Origin of the sequence: Niallia endozanthoxylica (assembly GCF_008710145.1) — a bacterium.
GTDB lineage: Bacteria > Bacillota > Bacilli > Bacillales > Cytobacillaceae > Bacillus_BD > Bacillus_BD endozanthoxylica.
In genome coordinates this window covers 1-17,638 of record NZ_VYKL01000045.1, presented here as the reverse complement: position 1 = coordinate 17,638, position 17,638 = coordinate 1, and the positions used below count along the sequence as shown (strand labels likewise).

The window sequence follows — 17,638 nt, the reverse complement described above, 5'->3', positions numbered from 1 at the left end:
GTTAGACAATTAGACTGGCATTCTTTTTGCCTGTGATAAATGTGCCCAGTAAGGTTTTTATGCTGGAAAAAATAGCAGTCCCGCACTTCAAAGGCACTTTATCAATTCATTTCTTCTTTAGGCTATACATATTCCGATTGTGAAGGAACCATTCATCATGGGGGGAACGGCTATGTTTTTTTTGAGATATCGGGAGAAAACGCCGCTTGAAAGGATTCGAGATGAATTAAAGCAAAAAGGCAAAAGCAAAAAAGCAGATTTAGAAACATTATCGTTGAAGGACCAAACCCTGCTTGAAGAGATTAAAAGGGAAACCGAGAAGCATAATCTTAATAATGTCACAAGAACAAAGGCCTATCTTGACTTTTATCTGCGCTACCCGGAAATACAATGGGCTTTTTTAGGTCATATGGTTTCAAGAAACGGCGGGTACAATATGACCGATTTGCAAGGGGAGTTTCTGACACGGCTGTTATCAAAGAAAGAGAGAATGTCTTTTTTCTCTTTTTTGGAGCGAGGCAACTGGCTGATTTTTCAAGATGTGTATCCGCAATTTCTGCTTTATCGGGAAAGCTTACGGAGAAGAAGAAAGCTATTTTACCTGCTGTCCCATTTACAGGTCTCAACCTTTATGGAAACTATTTGGAATCACTTTTGGGAAAATGAAGACCGATATATTCATTGCATCGCGCTTGTCATTAATGAACAAAGTTATTTGGAAAAAAGGGTAGTCCAGCATCCGATTTATCAAAAGGAGGTGTTAAGGAAGCTTGAATTTTTTCTCCAGGATGTGCTCTCCTTTAACCATATTCTTTTTCCATTTGAAAACAAAGGTCTGAGAGGTCAGACACTCCATCAATTTGAATCTCTTCATGAACGAATCCTATTAGGGAAAAGACTGTATGCAGTTCTTTTTAAAAATCAGGATTTTCACAATAGAGTGCTGGAATGGGCAAAAAGCCATCATCATACAGGATCGAGAAAGGATTATTGGCCGCACCTTTTTAATAATGTCAGGGAGGGAGCTCCTGGTCTTTCTTATCTGCTTCGCCTAAAGGGATGCAAACTTAGAAAGAGGGCAAGCAGATTTTACAGTCCGAGCTTAGAAAATGCATGGAAGAATATAATCCATCCTGAAGCTGAACCAGGAGATTGGTTTCATGACTTTCGTGTAGCTGATTATTTAGAGGATGATATTGATATGGTGGATGGAGAGATTAAGGATGAATATTGTAAAGCACTTGAAAGACTTGAAATTGCCGCCCTTGCCAAAAAAACAATCCTTTTCTAAAAAGAATTACATTGTCACTGGGATATTCGCTTCTTTAATTGGGACTTATTTGGACCTTTATTTTGTAGGGAAAGGTATGTATGAATTCCCCAGCCGTCCGCTGCCGGAGCTTTTTGCAATAAATATTGGCTTTACGTTAGTAGGATTGCCGGCATCCGTCATACTATTATTATATTTTCTTTCCCGTTTAAATAAATGGGGGAAACTAACTGTGATTCTGTTAGTAAGTCTTTTAATGGCCGTATTTGAAAAATTTGCCGAGGCACTTGGCTTTTTTCAGCATGGTGAGGAATGGAAGCATCTTTATACTTTTATTGGCTATTTTCTCTTTTTAATAATTACAGCGGGGTTTTTTCGTTGGCTTAAAAGAGAGTAAAAAGGCAGCCGTCGTAATTTATACAAACGGAGACTTTTGATTAGATTATTATGATTTAACCTTGTATAATGTAAATCAAAATCATTTATTTTCAAGATTACCATTAACTTTCTTGATTCGGGAAGGAGAAGGTCCATGATGAAGAAAAATGAAACAGAAGCAGTAGGCAAATTGTTAAATGTAATTAGAGTGAAACTAGAGACGATGCCTGTCCGTAACAGTAAGATCATGAAAAGCTTTGAAATCTTGGATCGACTCGAGACATTGGTTGGAAAACAGCAGGATATACTTGCCATTGAAAGTTCTGTAAACTTTTTATCATCGATTACACTGGCGCCTATTAAGCCGGAAATTAAACAGTTGAAGCAGCATTTACAATTGGGCTTTGAAAGCTGATTTATTTTCTAGGAGAAGCCTAAGTGAACTTTTTTATAAAAAATGGGGTTGTCGCACAAGACAGCCCCATTTAACTTTATTCAGCAGAAGTCCTCCACTTCTATGAGTGGGGGATGAATGCAAAAGGTTCTTCGATTCATTGGGAGTTCAAACTCTGGCTGAATGAAGTTAAGTCTCCGGTAGATGTCCCAGATTTTTTTCGAGCGAATTTGATTTAGAATTTATAAGTCCAGAAACGCTCGGTATTAATTCTTGTCAATACCTCGATGTCGCCTTGTTTATATCTTTCCTTCATATTCGCAACCATTAATTGTGCCTGTGAAGCATGCGATAAAATGGCATCCATTTTCGTCTCTGCTACCTTGCTCACATCATACACAATATCAGCTTGTCCGATTTCTTCTTCACAGCCGTGAGAAAAGGCAATGCAATGCAATTTCGGACGTTTATTTTCCGGTATCCGTTCAAGCGTTTTGACAACAGCTGCACCTGTCGCATCGTGATCAGGGTGAACCGCATAGCCCGGATAAAAGCTGATGACCAGCGTTGGGTGTATCTCATCAATAATGGACATGAAGTCTTGAATTAGCTTCTCCTCGTCTTCAAATTCAACTGTTTTATCCCGGTATCCCAGCATTCTAAGATCTTTAATCCCTAATACATTGGCCGCATTCTGAAGTTCTTTCTTGCGGATTAACGGCAATGATTCCCGCGTGGCAAATGGAGGGTCTCCCAAATTTCGGCCCATTTCACCGAGTGTTAAACAAGCATAGGTGACGGGTGTTCCATTGGCAACGTGTGCGGCAATGGTTCCAGACGCGCCGAAGGCTTCATCATCCGGGTGGGGAAGAACAATCAAGACATGCTGTTCTTTTTCCATTGTATCCATGGAGTCCAGCTCCTTCCTGTTATTTTTCGTTCCGTCGTTTTGGTTCATATATATTAGCGGCGATTTCGCCTTTAGTGTTAGCAATCATTTATTCAAAAGGGTTTAGGCTAATTTCAAGACAGACGGCCAGTTTCCCTGAATAGTCATGGCCCGCTAATAACAATCTCCCGCTTGAGTCCACCTCAAAATGAGTAATACCTTCTGCATAAATCCAGCCAATCGGCATTTTTAAGCCAACCCTGTAGGAAGGGCCGGACCCTGCAATTTTTCCTCTTTCATATTGCACGAGTGCATTGCGGATATAAGCTCCAGAAGAGAAGAATTTCTCATCGAAATGAGAAGCATATGCACCAGCAGTCGTTTCAAGATGAAGATACACTTCCTTGTTGGCAAACTTGTCTATTTCCTTTTGTACAATTTCTGTGATAACCGGTTCCATTGTTTTGAGCCTCCTTTCATTTTCCAATTGCTTCATGAAAAAACGATATGTTTATCTTACTAAAAAAGTGTTAGAAATGCGAAATTTTCGCTTGATTTTTATAAGAGGAGATGAAGGGAAGGTAAGCCAGCAAAACAGGAAAGAAGGAAAAGGAATAAAGAATAAAGGGCCTCCATTAGAAGAGCCGAAGACCCTTTTACCATTAAGACAACTTTACCAAAATTCTTCCTCGTGCTTGTGCCTTCAACAGAATAGGTAGATTCTCCGGAAGTTCCTCAAGCGTAATTTCCTTTTGAATGGATTGTAATAGATTTTCTGGTTTTAATTCGCCGGCCATCCGATTCCATACTTTTTTCCGCACTTCCATTGGGCAGTAAACAGAGTCAATTCCGAGCAGGTTTACGCCGCGGAGAATAAATGGAAAGACCGATGTTGGAACGCTGCCGCCGCCTGTTAAGCCGCTGACAGCTGCTGATCCGCCATAGGTGATTTTGCTTATAATAGCTGCCAGTGTTTCGCCGCCGACAGGATCAACAGCCCCAGCCCATAGCTGCTGATCGAGCGCTTTAATTTTACCATTATGTACATCTTCCCGAGAGATTACTTCTGAAGCACCTAAATCACGCAGGAATCTATGCTCGGATTCTTTGCCGGTGCTGGCGACAACGGTATAGCCTAATTTAGCAAGCATGGCAACTGCTAAGCTGCCGACACCGCCGGTTGCCCCAGTTACAAGAACCTTTCCTTTATCAGGGGAGATTCCGTTATCCTCGAGTCTTTGAATGGAAAGTGCTGCCGTCAAACCGGCTGTTCCGTAAACCATTGCCTCTTTTAAAGTAAGACCTTCCGGAAGGGGAACAATCCAGTCGCCTGGTATACGGGCATATTCACTGTATCCTCCAAAATGAGAAACGCCTATTTCATAGCTTGTCGCAATGACTTCATCTCCCTCTTTAAACCGAGGATCTTTGGATGAGACGACGGTACCGGCTAAATCAATTCCAGGTACAAATGGATAGGAGCGGACGATTTTTCCATCTGGTGTTGAAGCCAATCCATCCTTATAGTTAATGCTGGAATAGACAGTTTTAATTAATACATCCGCTTCGGGTAAATCCTGTAAGGTAAGTTCTTCAACAGATAGGCGGAAATGCTCTTCTGTTTTATCAACGATTAATGCCTTGAATGATTCTGCCATCAGAATCGCTCCTTTTTAATTAAATTATTTTGAGAAGGAAAGCATAATGTTTGCGTAAGAAAGGTGTCAGGTTCCGCTATTGTGGAATCCAGACACCCTGAGATAGAGAGATTTATTTTACCAATTCTGATTCTAACTGGCCTGCTAGTACTTAAGTTAGTAGCCCTCAACAATATACCATAATTTTGTATGCTATCCTCTAGCAATGACTTTATCTATTAATTTTATTAATAAATTGCCCTTAGATAATTAATACCATGCTGTTTTTCGGTTTTTATGAGTGAGGTTTCTTATGCCAAGGTGCTTATTTGTTCACGAGAAATTCACAATTGCTTTTTTTTGGGTGATAAAAGTTACTGTCTGAGCAGGAAAATGGGATTAGGATAAGAGTATGGAGTTCCGATAAAGCGTTTATTCATTGTTATTAAACAGTAAGATAGGAATTTCTATAACAGGAGATTATATTGGTAGCGCTTTCCGGAAGAAAATGGCCGTTAAGGCTTTTTATTTTTTGATTAATGAAAGAGGTGAAGGATATGCACAGAAAGAGTTGTCCAGAGGAATATCCTATTACACTCGTCGTAAACGGTTATGAGGTGGCAGTATTTCAATTAACCAATCAGGATTTAGAAGACTGGGCTTATGGGTACTTGTTTTCTGAAGGATTGATTCAACATAGGGAAGATATTCAGTCGCTTCAAATCGAACCTGACTTTGGGGCCATTCGTGTAGTGTTAAGCAATGGCATAGATACCGAAAAGATGCTCTCAAAGAAAAAACATTACACAGCTGGCTGCGGAAGAGGAGTTACCTTCTTTTCAATGACAGATGTCAAAACCTTCAATAAGGTTCAAAGTAATCAAACATATAAACTTAGTCATTTACTAAAAATGCGTGCTGAATTTGCTAAAAATTCACCTCTCTATTTAGAAACAGGCGGCATGCATGGGGCCTGTATGGTGAATGAAGCGGGTGAAATGACTATTCGAGAGGATATCGGCCGTCATAATGCGGTTGATAAAGTAATCGGACACGCTGTCAGACAAGGATTAAATCCAAAAAGTTTAGTTCTGTTGACAACTGGAAGAGTTTCATATGAAATGCTTTCAAAGGCGGCTAAATTTGGTTTTTCAATTATTGGGTCAAGAACAGCTGCCACGAAGCAGGCCGTCCAACTGGCAAAGTTTTTAAATATTGAGCTGGTTGGCTATTTGCGAGGGAAAATGGCCATTGTCTATACATCAAAAGGCAAGGTGATAGATGATGTTACTGAACAAACGGGAACTCAACCCAATCTAAGGGTTCTACCATAAAAATGATAGATTAATTGTTAACTACTACAAGGTTCATCAAGTTAGGGGGAAAGAAGCATGGAAGTTACCAGAAGGCAGTTTTTGAAAATATCTGGTGCCATGGCAGCAACATTAGCGGTAGTTGAGCTTGGTTTTGATGATACACAGGCTAAAGCAGCCTCGGGCTCATTTAAAATCGCAGAATTGACACCAACACCTACAATTTGTCCTTATTGTTCTGTTGGTTGCGGAATTTTGGTCTATGCAAGTCAAAACGATGTGATTTATACAGAGGGTGACCCGGACCATCCAATCAATGAAGGTACCCTTTGCAGTAAAGGTACAACCATTCGTCAGTTATATACTACAGATAAACGTATAACAACTCCATTGTACCGCGCACCAGGAAGCGATAAATGGGAAGAGGTAGATTGGGAGTTTGCTTACGAGAAAGTAGTTAAAAATATTAAAGAATCCCGTGATAGAGGCATGATTCACCAAGAAAAAGGGGCAGTTGTTAATAGATTAGACAACATCGCTTATCTTGGCGGGGCTGCTCTTGATAATGAGGAATGTCATTTAAATCATAAATTATTCCGTGCAGGACTTGGTTTATCGTTCATCGAACACCAGGCCCGAATATGACACAGTTCAACGGTTGCCGGTCTGGCACCTACATTCGGTCGTGGAGCGATGACAAATCACTGGAACGATCTTCAATATGCAGATGTTTTATTAGTTCTAGGTTCAAACCCAGCTGAAAACCATCCAATTAGCTTCAGATGGATTTCAAAGGCACAAGAAAAGGGCGCCAAGCTTATTACAATTGACCCGCGTTATACAAGAACAGCGCAAATGTCAGACATTTATGGACAGCTTCGTTCAGGCTCTGATATTCCGTTTGTCGGCGGGATGATTAACTATATTATTGAAAATAAACTGTACCATGAAGAATATGTTGCGAACTATACAAATGCTGCCTGGATTGTTGATGACAGCTATTCATTTAAAGATGGTATGTTCAGCGGCTACGATGAAAAAACAAGAAAATATGATAAGACACAATGGATTTATAAATTGGATGAAGAAGGAAATGCCCTAAAAGATCCAACTTTACAAGACCCGCGATGTGTATTTCAGTTGTTGAAAAAGCATTATTCACGTTATGATGTCGACACTGTTGTTGGAATCACAGGTACTGATAAAGATACGTATTTAAAGGTATGTGAAATCTTTGCTTCAACCGGTAAAGTAGGTAAAGCAGGTACAATTCTGTATGCAATGGGCGGAACACAACATACGGTTGGGTCACAAAACATTCGTATCTATGCCATCCTTCAATTATTGTTAGGTAATATTGGTATTTCCGGAGGCGGAGTGAATGCACTGCGCGGTGAATCGAACGTTCAAGGTTCAACAGACTTTGGTCTTCTTTATCATAACGTACCAGGATATATGGACGTACCAACATCAAATGATACAACCTATCAAGCATTCCTTGATCGGATTACACCGAAGGCCGGATATAAAACAAACAATCCAAAATTTTACACAAGTATGTTGAAATCCTTCTATGGTGATAATGCAACAGCAGAAAACGAATTTGGCTATCATTTTATGCCAAAAATTGCAGCCGGCAAAAACTATTCTTATTTACGATTGTTTGATGCCATGTTTAATAAAGAGCTTGAAGGCTTAATCCTTTATGGATCAAACCCAGTTGTTGGCGGTCCTAACTCCGGTCAATCACAAAAATCACTAGCAAACTTAAAATGGATGGTAGCGATTGACTTAATGGAGACAGAAACATCTGCATTCTGGCAAAAAGAAGCAGGTTCTGATCCAGCATCTATCCAAACAGAGGTTATTTTCTTACCAGCCTGCTCTTCTTATGAAAAAGAAGGCTCTGTGACAAATTCAGGACGGTGGATGCAGTATCGATGGCAGGCAATTCCGCCAAAAGGCCGCTCAAAGGCTGACTTAGAAATTACACATGAAATTGCGCTTCGATTAAAAGAAGCTTATGCAAATAGCACAAAACCAGCTGATGCTCCTATCAAGGCATTGACTTGGAATTATGGTCCGGGACATCATCCAGACATTGACTTAGTCTGCCGAGAAATTAATGGTTATGATGCAGTAACGAAGCAACAGATTGATGGGTTCGGAAATTTAAAGGATGACGGTTCGACGGTTTGCGGTAACTGGATTTACTGTGGTTTCTATCCTGAGAAAGGCAACCTATCCAAACGCCGTGATAATACGAATGAGGGAATGAGTAACTTCTTAAATTGGTCATATGCATGGCCAATGAACAGAAGAATTCTTTATAACCGTGCAAGCGCTGACCTAAACGGTAAGGCTTGGAACTCACATCGAGTCGGGATTCAATGGGATGCTCTGCAAGGAAAGTGGAAAGGCTATGACGTTCCAGACTTTGCTGCTGCAAAAGGTCCGGATGATCCAACCTTTAATGATCCGTTCATCATGCAGGAAACAGGTAAGGGAGATTTGTTCTCGGCAAAAATGAATGAAGGTCCATTCCCTGAGCATTATGAACCATGGGAATATCCATTAGATAACCAAATATCTAAAACACAGTTCAATCCAGCTGTGCAATTTGGAGAACAGAAATTAGAAGCAAAAGGCGAATTTGAGAAATACCCAATCATTGCGACAACCTATCGTGTATCTGAACACTGGCAGACAGGATCCATGACTCGTAACGTCCCTTGGCTTGCAGAGCTTGTTCCACATATGTTTATTGAAATTAGTGAGGAATTGGCGAAAGAAAAGGGCATTAACAATAAAGATAAAGTTTTGGTTTCATCCGCCCGCGGTGAGATTGAAGCCTACGCAATGGTAACAAAACGCTTTAAGCCATTTAAATTAAAAGGAAAAACCGTGCATCATATTGGTATGCCATGGCAGTTTGGATATAAAGGTATTGCTACAGGAGCCTCTGCCAACCGATTAACGCCGCATGTTGGGGATGCCAACTCGTTTATTCCAGAATATAAAGCATTCCTATGCGATGTTAGGAGGGCAAAATAATGGCAGACTATGTTAAGTTTGTAGACGTAACCAAATGTGACGGCTGTCGTGCGTGTATGGTAGCTTGTAAAAACTGGAATGACCTCCCTGCAGAGCCGGAAGAATTCCAAGGCAGCATTCAATCTCATGCAGGATTGACAGCAAATACTTGGAACGTTATTACCTATGATGAGCATGAAAGAAGTGACGGTGGCTTTGACTGGCTGTTCCGTCATGCAGCCTGCCTGCATTGTAATATTGCCGGCTGTGAGAAAGCTTGTCCGGAAAATGCCATCAGCACAACGAAATTTGGATCCGTTGTTATTGACCATGATAAATGTGTCGGCTGCGGCTATTGTGTACAGGGCTGTTACTTTGATGTCATTCAGCTAGCTACTTACAAAGACAAGAAGGGTAAGGAATATCGTTTAGCGCAGAAATGTGATCTTTGTACAAGCCGTCTTGAAAACGGACTTCAGCCTGCATGTGTCACAGCCTGTCATACGGACTGTCTTGTATTTGGCAGAAAAGAAGATGTACTTCGCGATGCGAACGCTCGTTTAGCAAAGGTAAAAGAGCGGTATCCAAATGCAAATATTTATAATCCGCAAGGAATTGATGGAACGAATACGATTTATCTTTTAGCAGAAAAACCGTCTGTATACGGACTTCCTGAAGACCCGCAGGCAAAGCTTTCACAGGTCATTTGGAAGGACTGGGCGCAGCCATTAGGAAAGCTCGCAGTCGGTGCAACAACTTTTGGTGTGCTTAGTGCATTAGCGGTACAGGGTGCATTAAAATTCAAGAATAGAGGAAAGGAAGGTGAAGACCACCATGAAGGATAATTTGATGCAAGTCATGAATTTGATGAAGAATAAGGAAAAAAGAAAAATAAAAGATGGCAAGGTTAAACGTTTCACCATTCATTTTCAAATCTTTCACTGGGGTTATGCAACATCCTACTTTACCCTCTATTTATCAGGATTAGCCATGTATACTGAGTTTTTTGATTGGCTGTATATATTATTTGGCGGACCAGCATTGGCGCGAATCATTCATCGGGTAGCTGCTGTAATCTTTATTCTCATGCCAATTTATATGCTCATTTTCGATAGAAAGAGCATGTCCTTATGGCTGCGAAATGCCTTTAAATGGGGAAAGCATGATATTAAATATTTAATGAACTTCCCATTTGATATGTTCGGCTTTAAAACGAAAAACCCGCCGCAAGACTTTATCAGCGGAGGGGAAAAGTTAAATTCTCTCATGCAAATCGCAACCTTCTTTATGTTCGTTGCATCTGGAATTGTTATGTGGTTTCCGGGATACTTCCCAGGATGGGTCATTGATTGGTCCTATCCAATGCATAATATTGCTTTAGGTTTATCGCTGATGGTGGTTGTTGGTCATATTTATCTATCCAGTGCGAACCCATCGTCAAAGGCATCGCTAGAAGGGATGACAACAGGCTGGGTTTCTGAGGACTATGCGAAGCATCACCACACAAATTGGTATAATGATATCGTAGAAGAAGAAAAGAAACTAGATCCTGAAAAGAAAAATAATCGTCCTAAAGGTGCATAATAAGAAAAATGGAAGCGCCTTGCCCAGGAGCGACAAGCTAAGATGAGCAGCTGTTGGGAAGTGCCCTTTCTTCCCATCAGCTGATTGGCTTAAGACCTCCAGCTCCTAGGCGCTGGAGTTAGCCATAAAAAGGGATCTAGTTAACTTAAAAAAAGAGAATGAAATAATTTTATAAAGAAAGAGAGGCTGACTTAGGAGGAAGTGAAGTCAGACCCCGTACAATACAATATCTAGGAATTAATGCTGACTAAAGGCTCTAGATATGTTCATGGTGCGGGGGTCTGACAGCTTAATGAGTCAGCCTCTTTTTTCTTCAGAAAAATGCACACGAGGTGAAAATATAAATGAAAACAGAAATAATTAGTCCCGAATATATGAAGTTGCAAGAAGAAATTACAGCCTTATATGAAAAGTGGGTGAGGGCTTTATCACATCAAACGATTGTAAAAAAAGAGAATATAGATGGGAAGCTTCCGATTCTTCCTCAGGCTGATTTACAGTTTAATGAAATGGATTATCAATCTTTTTTACAGGACCTTTTTCTAGTAGTAAAAGAAAATAAACCAGAGATAGGCGAGGATTTAGCTAAAATGGAAGCTAATTTAGATAATGAAACATTATCAAAATGGTTTCATGAAGCATTAATTGTTAATATGTATTATTTCTCCGATTGGGCCGAGAAAAACCATGTACCTGACTGGCTGCCAATATTCGCTGCTGAACATGCGGTGCGTCCATATTTGCACAAAGCAGGTCTTGAGTTAAAGGATGAACTTCCAAAGCAGGGTCATACAGGAAGCTGTCCTTGTTGCGGTGAGCCAGCGCGTTTGGCTCTTATTAATAAGGCTGGAAAAAAAGAACTCCTCTGCCCGCGCTGCCATTCAACATGGGAGCAGAAGAAAATTTCCTGTGCCCACTGCGGCTCAGATACGCAGGGTGACGTAATCGTGTTAAAGCTTGAGGATGATGAGCGTGCGGAAATTTATGCATGTAAATCATGTAAAGGGTATACTAAAGTAATTGATACGAGAAAATTATTTGAGGTTCCGGCTCCGGAAATTCTCGATTTAAAAACAATTCACTGTGATTATATTGCGCAGGAAAATGGCTATGGATTATTGGATAAAGAAAAGCATTAAGAGGTGAACTGAAGTGAGGACAACGGCAATCATACTGGCAGGGGGACAGTCAAGCAGAATGGGAACCAATAAGGCCCTGCTTAAACTGAATGGGAAAACTGTAATTGAAGGGATCGCGGAAAGTCTGGAAAAGGTGGCGGATGAAATTCTCATTGTCACCAATACACCTGCCGACTACGAGTTCCTGCACCTGCCCATGACAGAGGATAAATACAAGGGCATGGGGCCCCTTGCCGGAATTGAGGCCGGTTTGTCTGCTTCAAATACAGAGTATAATCTGATTGTGGCTTGTGACATGCCGTTTATCTCTGTTGACTTAGGAAACTACTTATTATCCTGTTTAGCGGACTATCAGGCAGCGGTACCGGAGATTTCCGGCCGGCTGCATCCCCTGTTTGCGGCTTACCGGAAAGACGTAAAAGAAGCAGTGACAAAATCACTTGAGGACAACCAGCTGCGTATTAGACACTTTTTACATAGTATTCATGTTAAAATAGTAAAGAATGATGTACTAGAATTGCTCGGTCTTCCGGATGAAGAGATTTACTTTTTTAATATGAATGACCGTAATGAATACGAGAAGGCATTTACTATGTTAAGAAGATAGGTAGTGAGAGTAGATGAAATTTTTTCAAGTGAAAACAGTAGAGGAAACCTTTTCTCTCATTGATGAAATGATCAACCCTTTAACGGAAACAGAAACGAAGCCGCTTTATGAAGCGCTTCATTACATACTGGCTGAAAATATCAAGGTCAAGGAAAACGTGCCGGCTTTTCGCCGTTCATCGGTTGACGGCTATGCGGTAAAGGCAAAGGATACGTTTGGGTCATCGGAAAGCATGCCGGGATTTCTAACAGTAGCAGGTGAAGTGAAGATGGGCGAACAGCCGGAAAGGGCTTTAGCTGACGGAGAAGCCATCTATGTACCAACCGGCGGTATGCTTCCTGAGACAAGCGATGCCGTAATCATGATTGAGCATTGCGAAGATTTAAGCGGGTTATTGAATCTGTATCGCCAGGTTGCTCCTGGGGAAAATGTGATTTCCATCGGCGAGGACTTAAAGGAAGGCGAGCAACTATTAACCGCAGGGATGAAGCTGCGTTCGCAGGAATTAGGCGCCTTGGCGTCACAGGGAATTACAGAGGTTACTGTTTACCGCAAGCCGGTGATTGGTTATCTTTCCACTGGTGATGAAATTGTGCCGATTGAAACAAAGGAACTGGCTATTGGACAGGTTCGCGATATGAACGGTATTACCATTGGCTCCCTTGTTTCCGAGTGGGGCTGTGAGTTTATTTATGGCGGGATTATCGAGGACAGCCGTGAAGAGCTGGAAAGACAAGCAAAGGAAATGCTCGAGAAGGTTGACTGCTTAATTTTATCAGGTGGAAGTTCAGTTGGAACAAAGGATTATTCAGTAGAAGTCATAGATTCTCTTGGGGCACCAGGTGTGTTTGTCCATGGAGTATCGATTAAACCTGGAAAACCAACGATTCTAGCATCGGCAAATGATAAACCAATCATCGGTCTGCCTGGACATCCAGCGTCCGCAATTGTGATTTTTCATTTGTTTGGAAAGGCCATATTACATAAGCTCCAGGGCTGGATAAGAGAAGAGAAGAATCTAGCCAGAGCCATTGTCACAAAGAATCTTCCTTCTACACCAGGCCGCAGTGATTATATCCGGGCACGCCTCTTCTTTGAAGATAATCAATGGTATGCAGAGCCGATTATTGGAAAATCGAGCCTGATTTCTACCCTTGTCAAAAGTGAAGGATTGATTGAAATCCCCTCAAGAAGCGAAGGTGTGCTTAAAGGCGATCTCGTTTCAGTAAGACTATTTGGGTAGGTGATAAACATGATGAAATATAAACGAAAAATATATTTGCAGGATACTCCAAGGCAGGAAGCTTTAAACGAGCTGCTGCACCATTTTACATCTGAGAGGATAACGGAAACAATCCGAAGTACGGAAGCGCTTGGGCGTGTGACAGCCCATCCGGTGTTTGCAAAAATGTCCAACCCGCATTATCATGCATCGGCCATGGATGGAATCGCTGTAAAAGCGGAAGAGACCTTTTCAGCCCACGAACAAAACCCTGTCCAGCTGAAGCTTGGTGAAGGTTTTGTATATGTAAACACAGGAAATGAAATTCCTTCTCCTTATAATGCGGTCATCATGATTGAATATGTAGATGAAATTGATGAAGAGACAGTTGAAATTATTGAACCTGCCTCCCCGTGGCAGCATATCCGTCCTATTGGAGAGGATATCATCCAAGAGGAAATGCTGTTTCCGCAGGGCCACAAAATTCGTCCGGTTGATATTGGGGTTCTATTGGCTTCACAGGTAATTGAGGTTCCGGTAGTGAAAAAGCCGGTCGTCAGTATTATTCCAACCGGTGATGAACTTGTGTTCCCGAACGGAGAAACGCCGCCGGGGAAGCTGGTTGAGTTTAATGGCTCTGTCATGGTCAATTATATTCGTGAATGGGGCGGTGAGCCTGCGCTTTCTGCAATTGTAAAAGACCGTCCGGAGGAGATTAGAGAGAAGTTGCTGGATGCGGTAGAAGCTTCAGACATTGTCATCATTAATGCCGGTTCTTCTGCCGGTTCTGAGGACTATACGGTTCATATCATCGAAGAGCTTGGCGAGGTCTTTACACATGGTGTGGCCACAAGGCCAGGAAAGCCAGTTATTTTAGGCCGGATTAAGGATAAAATTGTCATCGGACTGCCAGGTTATCCTGTATCGGCTTATTTAGATTTGGAATGGTTTGTGCAGCCGTTAATTTGTGATTATCTTCAGATTCCGGTGCCAAAGCGAGAAACGTTAACGGTGAAGCTTGGCCGTCGGATTGTCGGAACGATGGGTGCGGAGGATTTTATCCGTATGAGTATCGGCTATGTGAACGGAGAATATATTGCCAACCCATTGCCGCGTGCAGCCGGTGTTACGATGTCACTAGTGAAGGCAGACGGGATGCTGTTAATTCCGGCTCATTCCTTAGGCTATGAGCAGGGAGAATCAGTCGAAATTGAGCTTTTGAAGCCGCGTTCGGAAATTAAGCAGGCAATTGTGTTTAACGGCAGCCATGATTTATCGATTGATTTGTTATCATCCCGGTTAAAGGAACAGGACTATAGCACAAAAATCATTTCATCCCATGTCGGCAGTATGGCCGGCCTTATGGCGATTAAGAAGGGCGAGGCCCATATTGCGGGCACACATCTTCTAGATCCGGAAACAAACACATATAATGTTCCTTATATTAAGCGTTTCCTGGCGGGACAGGAAGTCGTTCTGTATCCATTTTTAAAAAGAAAACAAGGTTGGCTTGTGCCGAAGGGAAATCCGTTAGGGATTGAAACGGTGAAAGATATTATTGAAAAAGAAGCTCATTTTGTTAACCGGCAAAAAGGAGCGGGAACAAGAATCCTCTTTGATATGCTGTTAAAAGAAGCAGGCCTGTCGTCAGAGGAGATTGCTGGTTATCAACGGGAAATGTTCTCCCATTTAAGTGTGGCTGCAGAAGTGAAGGTTGACGAGAAGGCTGTTGGTTTAGGTATTTATTCAGCTGCTAAAACAATGGAGCTTGATTTTATTCCAGTTTCAGACGAGAGCTATGAATTATTAATGACGAAGGAATTTTTCGAAAGTGTGCAGGGGCAAAAGTTAATTGAGGTGATCCAAAGCGACTGCTTTAGGCAGGATGTTCTAGCTATTGGCGGTTATGAGGTAATGGATCATCCGGAGCCGGTTTATTTTAGCTGAAAATTGTCATAGGGGAAGGCGGATTAAGAACACTGTACCCTTTGCAATACATCAGACCCCACTATTGAAGTTTCACTTTAAGCGGAGGTAGTATAGATGAATTTTGAAATATCAAAAGAGCCGATTCTTATCCAAGCTGTGATTGATAAGGTGGTACAGCGTGAGGCAGGTGCGATTACCACTTTCATTGGAACAGTGAGGGAATTAACCCACGGAAAAAAGACTCTTTATCTTATCTATGAGGCCTATGAGTCAATGGCTGTTAAAAAGCTTGAGCAGATTGGGCAGGAAATCGAGGAAAGGTGGCCGGGGGCACAGGTTGCTATTTCGCACAGAGTCGGGAAACTGGATATTACAGATGTAGCGGTTGTCATCGCTGTTTCCACTCCTCATCGTGCAGATGCCTATGAAGCTAACCGTTATGCGATTGAAAGAATCAAAGAAATCGTTCCAATTTGGAAAAAGGAACATTGGGAAGACGGGCAGGAATGGATTGGAAATCAAAAGGAGACAGTCGCCTATCCAACCGGAAAACCAGAGGAGGCTGATTTGAATGAATAAGGTGTTGTTTTTTGCTCATCTGCGTGATGAAGCGGGACAGGAAAGTGTGGAAGTAGAAGCGGCAGGTAAATCAATTGCTGAATTAAAGCAAGAGTTAGCTTCGGCTTATGGAATTCAGAAATTAGATGCTGTAATGGCCGCCGTGAATGAGGAGTTTGCCGATGATGATGACATCATTAAGGAAGGCGACACGGTTGCCTTTATTCCTCCTGTCAGCGGGGGGTGATCCTTATGTCTGAGCGTTATTCCAGGCAGACATTGTTTGCGCCGATTGGAAAAGAGGGTCAGGAGAAAATCCGCGGGAAGCATGTATTGATCATCGGGGCCGGGGCACTCGGCTCCGGTAGTGCGGAAATGCTGACGAGGGCCGGAGTCGGGCAAGTCACAATTGTCGATCGGGATTATGTAGAAGAAAGCAATCTGCAGCGCCAGCAGCTGTATACGGAGCAGGATGTGGAGTTGAAGCTTCCAAAGGCCGCTGCAGCACAGAAGCGTCTGCGTGAGATTAATTCAGATGTTAGGATTCATAGTGTAATTGGTGATGCTAATCCTGAGAAGCTGGCTGAGTTAGCGGACGGGAAAGACTTGATCATCGATGCGACTGATAATTTTGAAACAAGACTTGCGATTAATGATATTTCACAAAAGTATAAGATTCCTTGGATTTACGGGGCCTGTGTCGGAAGCTTTGGGATGAGCTTTACAATTATTCCGGGGAAAACCCCTTGTTTGAATTGCCTGCTGAAGAAGCTTCCGATTCAAGGGATGACATGCGATACGGTTGGTGTTATTTCACCTGCAGTCGGGATGGTCGTGTCCCATCAGGCGGCAGAAGCATTGAAAATCTTAGTTGAGGATTGGGATGCGGTGCGGCCGGCCTTTGTCAGCTTTGATTTGTGGAGGAATCAATACTCCAGTATGAAAGTGGGGAAAGCAAAGGATGCATCCTGTTTATCTTGCGGGGAGCATCCGACGTATCCGTTTTTGGAAGCAGAAAATCAAACGAAGTCAACGGTGCTTTGCGGCCGGGATACCGTGCAGGTCCGCCCGCCAAAGCCGCTGGACATCCAGTTAGATGAGCTGGCAAAGCAGCTTGGGGCACTTGGCTATGCGGTGAAGGGAAATCCGTATCTTTTGTCTGTGGAGATGAAGGACGAGCGGGTGGTTATTTTTAAAGACGGCCGGGCACTAGTGCATGGGACGAAGGATATGACGGCTGCGAAGACTTTGTATAATCGGATACTTGGATGAAGGAATTGGGAATGGACCTGTTGGGGGTCTGTTCCCTTTTTTTGTGTGTGAGTGGTTTTGTTTAGAGGATGGGGGAGTGTAGAGCGTGATTGGTTACTTATTGAAGGGTGATAGTGCCCGTGAGGTGGTCTGAAAAGCTTAGTTGGGAACTATCGGAGTTTGATAGTACCCGTGGGTGGGTCCGAAAAGCTCAATGGGGAACTATGGAGGGTTGATAGTGCCGGTGAGGTGGTTTGAAAACTTTAATAGGGAACTATGGAGAATTGATAGTGCCGGTGAGGTGGTCAGGAAAGCTTAGTTGGGAACTATGGGGAATTGATAGTGCCGGTTGGGTGGTCAGAAAACTTCAATGGGGAACTATCGAGGGTTGATAGTGCCGGTGAGGTGGTCCGAAAAGCTTAGTTGGGAACTAT

At 42.3% G+C, this 17,638-nt stretch carries 17 protein-coding genes; 14 read left to right on the top strand and 3 right to left on the bottom strand.

Annotated features, from left to right (window positions below; genetic code table 11):
* Positions 1-172: 172 nt before the first annotated feature.
* The 3 genes from F4V44_RS23350 to F4V44_RS23340 all read left to right on the top strand — a co-directional run bounded on the left by F4V44_RS23350 (position 173) and on the right by F4V44_RS23340 (position 2,063).
* A complete protein-coding gene (locus F4V44_RS23350; protein WP_150442415.1) occupies positions 173-1,291 on the top strand; it encodes a DUF2515 family protein in 1,119 nt (372 codons plus the stop codon).
* Positions 1,224-1,667 (top strand): CBO0543 family protein, encoded by a 444-nt coding sequence (locus F4V44_RS23345; protein WP_223882017.1) that lies wholly within the window; start codon positions 1,224-1,226, stop codon positions 1,665-1,667. Before F4V44_RS23350 ends, F4V44_RS23345 begins: the two co-directional genes overlap by 68 nt.
* Before the next feature lie 135 nt (positions 1,668-1,802).
* A complete protein-coding gene (locus F4V44_RS23340) occupies positions 1,803-2,063 on the top strand; it encodes a hypothetical protein (RefSeq protein WP_150442414.1) in 261 nt (86 codons plus the stop codon).
* Between the two features lie 214 nt (positions 2,064-2,277).
* Here the strand turns inward: F4V44_RS23340 and bshB2 are convergent, their stop codons facing one another.
* The 3 genes from bshB2 to F4V44_RS23325 form a co-directional block, all read right to left on the bottom strand.
* Positions 2,278-2,943 carry a bacillithiol biosynthesis deacetylase BshB2 gene (bshB2, locus tag F4V44_RS23335; protein ID WP_150442538.1) on the bottom strand — a complete coding sequence of 222 codons (666 nt, stop codon included), beginning with the start codon at positions 2,941-2,943 and terminating at the stop codon, positions 2,278-2,280.
* Positions 2,944-3,040: 97 nt separating this feature from the next.
* The gene (locus tag F4V44_RS23330) at positions 3,041-3,391 is read right to left on the bottom strand and encodes a YojF family protein (protein WP_150442413.1); all 351 of its coding nucleotides are present in this window, start codon (positions 3,389-3,391) and stop codon (positions 3,041-3,043) included.
* 202 nt (positions 3,392-3,593) lie between these two features.
* Entirely contained in the window at positions 3,594-4,589 is a 996-nt protein-coding gene (locus F4V44_RS23325) for an NADPH:quinone oxidoreductase family protein (protein WP_150442412.1), read from the bottom strand.
* 536 nt (positions 4,590-5,125) lie between these two features.
* Here F4V44_RS23325 and fdhD point away from each other — a divergent pair.
* The 11 genes from fdhD (at position 5,126) to F4V44_RS23270 (ending at position 17,225) form a co-directional block, all read left to right on the top strand.
* Positions 5,126-5,902 carry a formate dehydrogenase accessory sulfurtransferase FdhD gene (gene fdhD, locus F4V44_RS23320; RefSeq protein WP_150442411.1) on the top strand — a complete coding sequence of 259 codons (777 nt, stop codon included), beginning with the start codon at positions 5,126-5,128 and terminating at the stop codon, positions 5,900-5,902.
* A 57-nt stretch (positions 5,903-5,959) separates the two neighbouring features.
* The gene (gene fdnG, locus F4V44_RS23315; RefSeq protein ID WP_150442410.1) at positions 5,960-8,935 is read left to right on the top strand and encodes a formate dehydrogenase-N subunit alpha; all 2,976 of its coding nucleotides are present in this window, start codon (positions 5,960-5,962) and stop codon (positions 8,933-8,935) included.
* Entirely contained in the window at positions 8,935-9,759 is an 825-nt protein-coding gene (locus F4V44_RS23310; protein ID WP_150442409.1) for a 4Fe-4S dicluster domain-containing protein, read from the top strand. Before fdnG ends, F4V44_RS23310 begins: the two co-directional genes overlap by 1 nt.
* Positions 9,749-10,498: a formate dehydrogenase subunit gamma gene (locus F4V44_RS23305; protein ID WP_223882015.1), complete on the top strand. Its 750-nt coding sequence runs from the start codon at positions 9,749-9,751 to the stop codon at positions 10,496-10,498. Before F4V44_RS23310 ends, F4V44_RS23305 begins: the two co-directional genes overlap by 11 nt.
* A 344-nt stretch (positions 10,499-10,842) precedes the next feature.
* Positions 10,843-11,637: a formate dehydrogenase accessory protein FdhE gene (locus F4V44_RS23300; protein ID WP_150442408.1), complete on the top strand. Its 795-nt coding sequence runs from the start codon at positions 10,843-10,845 to the stop codon at positions 11,635-11,637.
* A gap of 13 nt (positions 11,638-11,650) precedes the next feature.
* Positions 11,651-12,244 (top strand): molybdenum cofactor guanylyltransferase, encoded by a 594-nt coding sequence (gene mobA / locus F4V44_RS23295; RefSeq protein ID WP_150442407.1) that lies wholly within the window; start codon positions 11,651-11,653, stop codon positions 12,242-12,244.
* A 13-nt stretch (positions 12,245-12,257) separates the two neighbouring features.
* Positions 12,258-13,487 (top strand): molybdopterin molybdotransferase MoeA, encoded by a 1,230-nt coding sequence (locus F4V44_RS23290; protein ID WP_150442406.1) that lies wholly within the window; start codon positions 12,258-12,260, stop codon positions 13,485-13,487.
* A gap of 9 nt (positions 13,488-13,496) precedes the next feature.
* Positions 13,497-15,413 carry a molybdopterin biosynthesis protein gene (locus F4V44_RS23285; RefSeq protein ID WP_150442405.1) on the top strand — a complete coding sequence of 639 codons (1,917 nt, stop codon included), beginning with the start codon at positions 13,497-13,499 and terminating at the stop codon, positions 15,411-15,413.
* Between the two features lie 96 nt (positions 15,414-15,509).
* Complete coding sequence (locus F4V44_RS23280; protein WP_150442404.1) at positions 15,510-15,974, top strand: molybdenum cofactor biosynthesis protein MoaE; 465 nt, start codon at positions 15,510-15,512, stop codon at positions 15,972-15,974.
* On the top strand, positions 15,967-16,200 hold the full coding sequence (gene moaD, locus F4V44_RS23275) for a molybdopterin converting factor subunit 1 (RefSeq protein WP_150442403.1): 234 nt from the start codon (positions 15,967-15,969) through the stop codon (positions 16,198-16,200). The genes F4V44_RS23280 and moaD overlap by 8 nt, the downstream gene beginning before the upstream one ends.
* Before the next feature lie 5 nt (positions 16,201-16,205).
* Entirely contained in the window at positions 16,206-17,225 is a 1,020-nt protein-coding gene (locus F4V44_RS23270; RefSeq protein WP_150442402.1) for a thiazole biosynthesis adenylyltransferase ThiF, read from the top strand.
* Positions 17,226-17,638: the final 413 nt, after the last annotated feature.

Coding starts and splice junctions, on each gene's coding strand:
- F4V44_RS23330 (WP_150442413.1), bottom strand. CDS start 3,391: ATGGAACCGGTTATCACAGAAATTGTACAAAAGGAAATAGACAAGTTT.
- bshB2 (WP_150442538.1), bottom strand. CDS start 2,943: ATGGAAAAAGAACAGCATGTCTTGATTGTTCTTCCCCACCCGGATGAT.
- F4V44_RS23305 (WP_223882015.1), top strand. CDS start 9,749: ATGAAGGATAATTTGATGCAAGTCATGAATTTGATGAAGAATAAGGAA.
- F4V44_RS23280 (WP_150442404.1), top strand. CDS start 15,510: ATGAATTTTGAAATATCAAAAGAGCCGATTCTTATCCAAGCTGTGATT.
- F4V44_RS23340 (WP_150442414.1), top strand. CDS start 1,803: ATGATGAAGAAAAATGAAACAGAAGCAGTAGGCAAATTGTTAAATGTA.
- F4V44_RS23300 (WP_150442408.1), top strand. CDS start 10,843: ATGAAAACAGAAATAATTAGTCCCGAATATATGAAGTTGCAAGAAGAA.
- F4V44_RS23310 (WP_150442409.1), top strand. CDS start 8,935: ATGGCAGACTATGTTAAGTTTGTAGACGTAACCAAATGTGACGGCTGT.
- F4V44_RS23270 (WP_150442402.1), top strand. CDS start 16,206: ATGTCTGAGCGTTATTCCAGGCAGACATTGTTTGCGCCGATTGGAAAA.
- fdhD (WP_150442411.1), top strand. CDS start 5,126: ATGCACAGAAAGAGTTGTCCAGAGGAATATCCTATTACACTCGTCGTA.
- F4V44_RS23290 (WP_150442406.1), top strand. CDS start 12,258: ATGAAATTTTTTCAAGTGAAAACAGTAGAGGAAACCTTTTCTCTCATT.
- F4V44_RS23345 (WP_223882017.1), top strand. CDS start 1,224: ATGAATATTGTAAAGCACTTGAAAGACTTGAAATTGCCGCCCTTGCCA.
- F4V44_RS23285 (WP_150442405.1), top strand. CDS start 13,497: ATGATGAAATATAAACGAAAAATATATTTGCAGGATACTCCAAGGCAG.
- F4V44_RS23350 (WP_150442415.1), top strand. CDS start 173: ATGTTTTTTTTGAGATATCGGGAGAAAACGCCGCTTGAAAGGATTCGA.
- moaD (WP_150442403.1), top strand. CDS start 15,967: ATGAATAAGGTGTTGTTTTTTGCTCATCTGCGTGATGAAGCGGGACAG.
- F4V44_RS23325 (WP_150442412.1), bottom strand. CDS start 4,589: ATGGCAGAATCATTCAAGGCATTAATCGTTGATAAAACAGAAGAGCAT.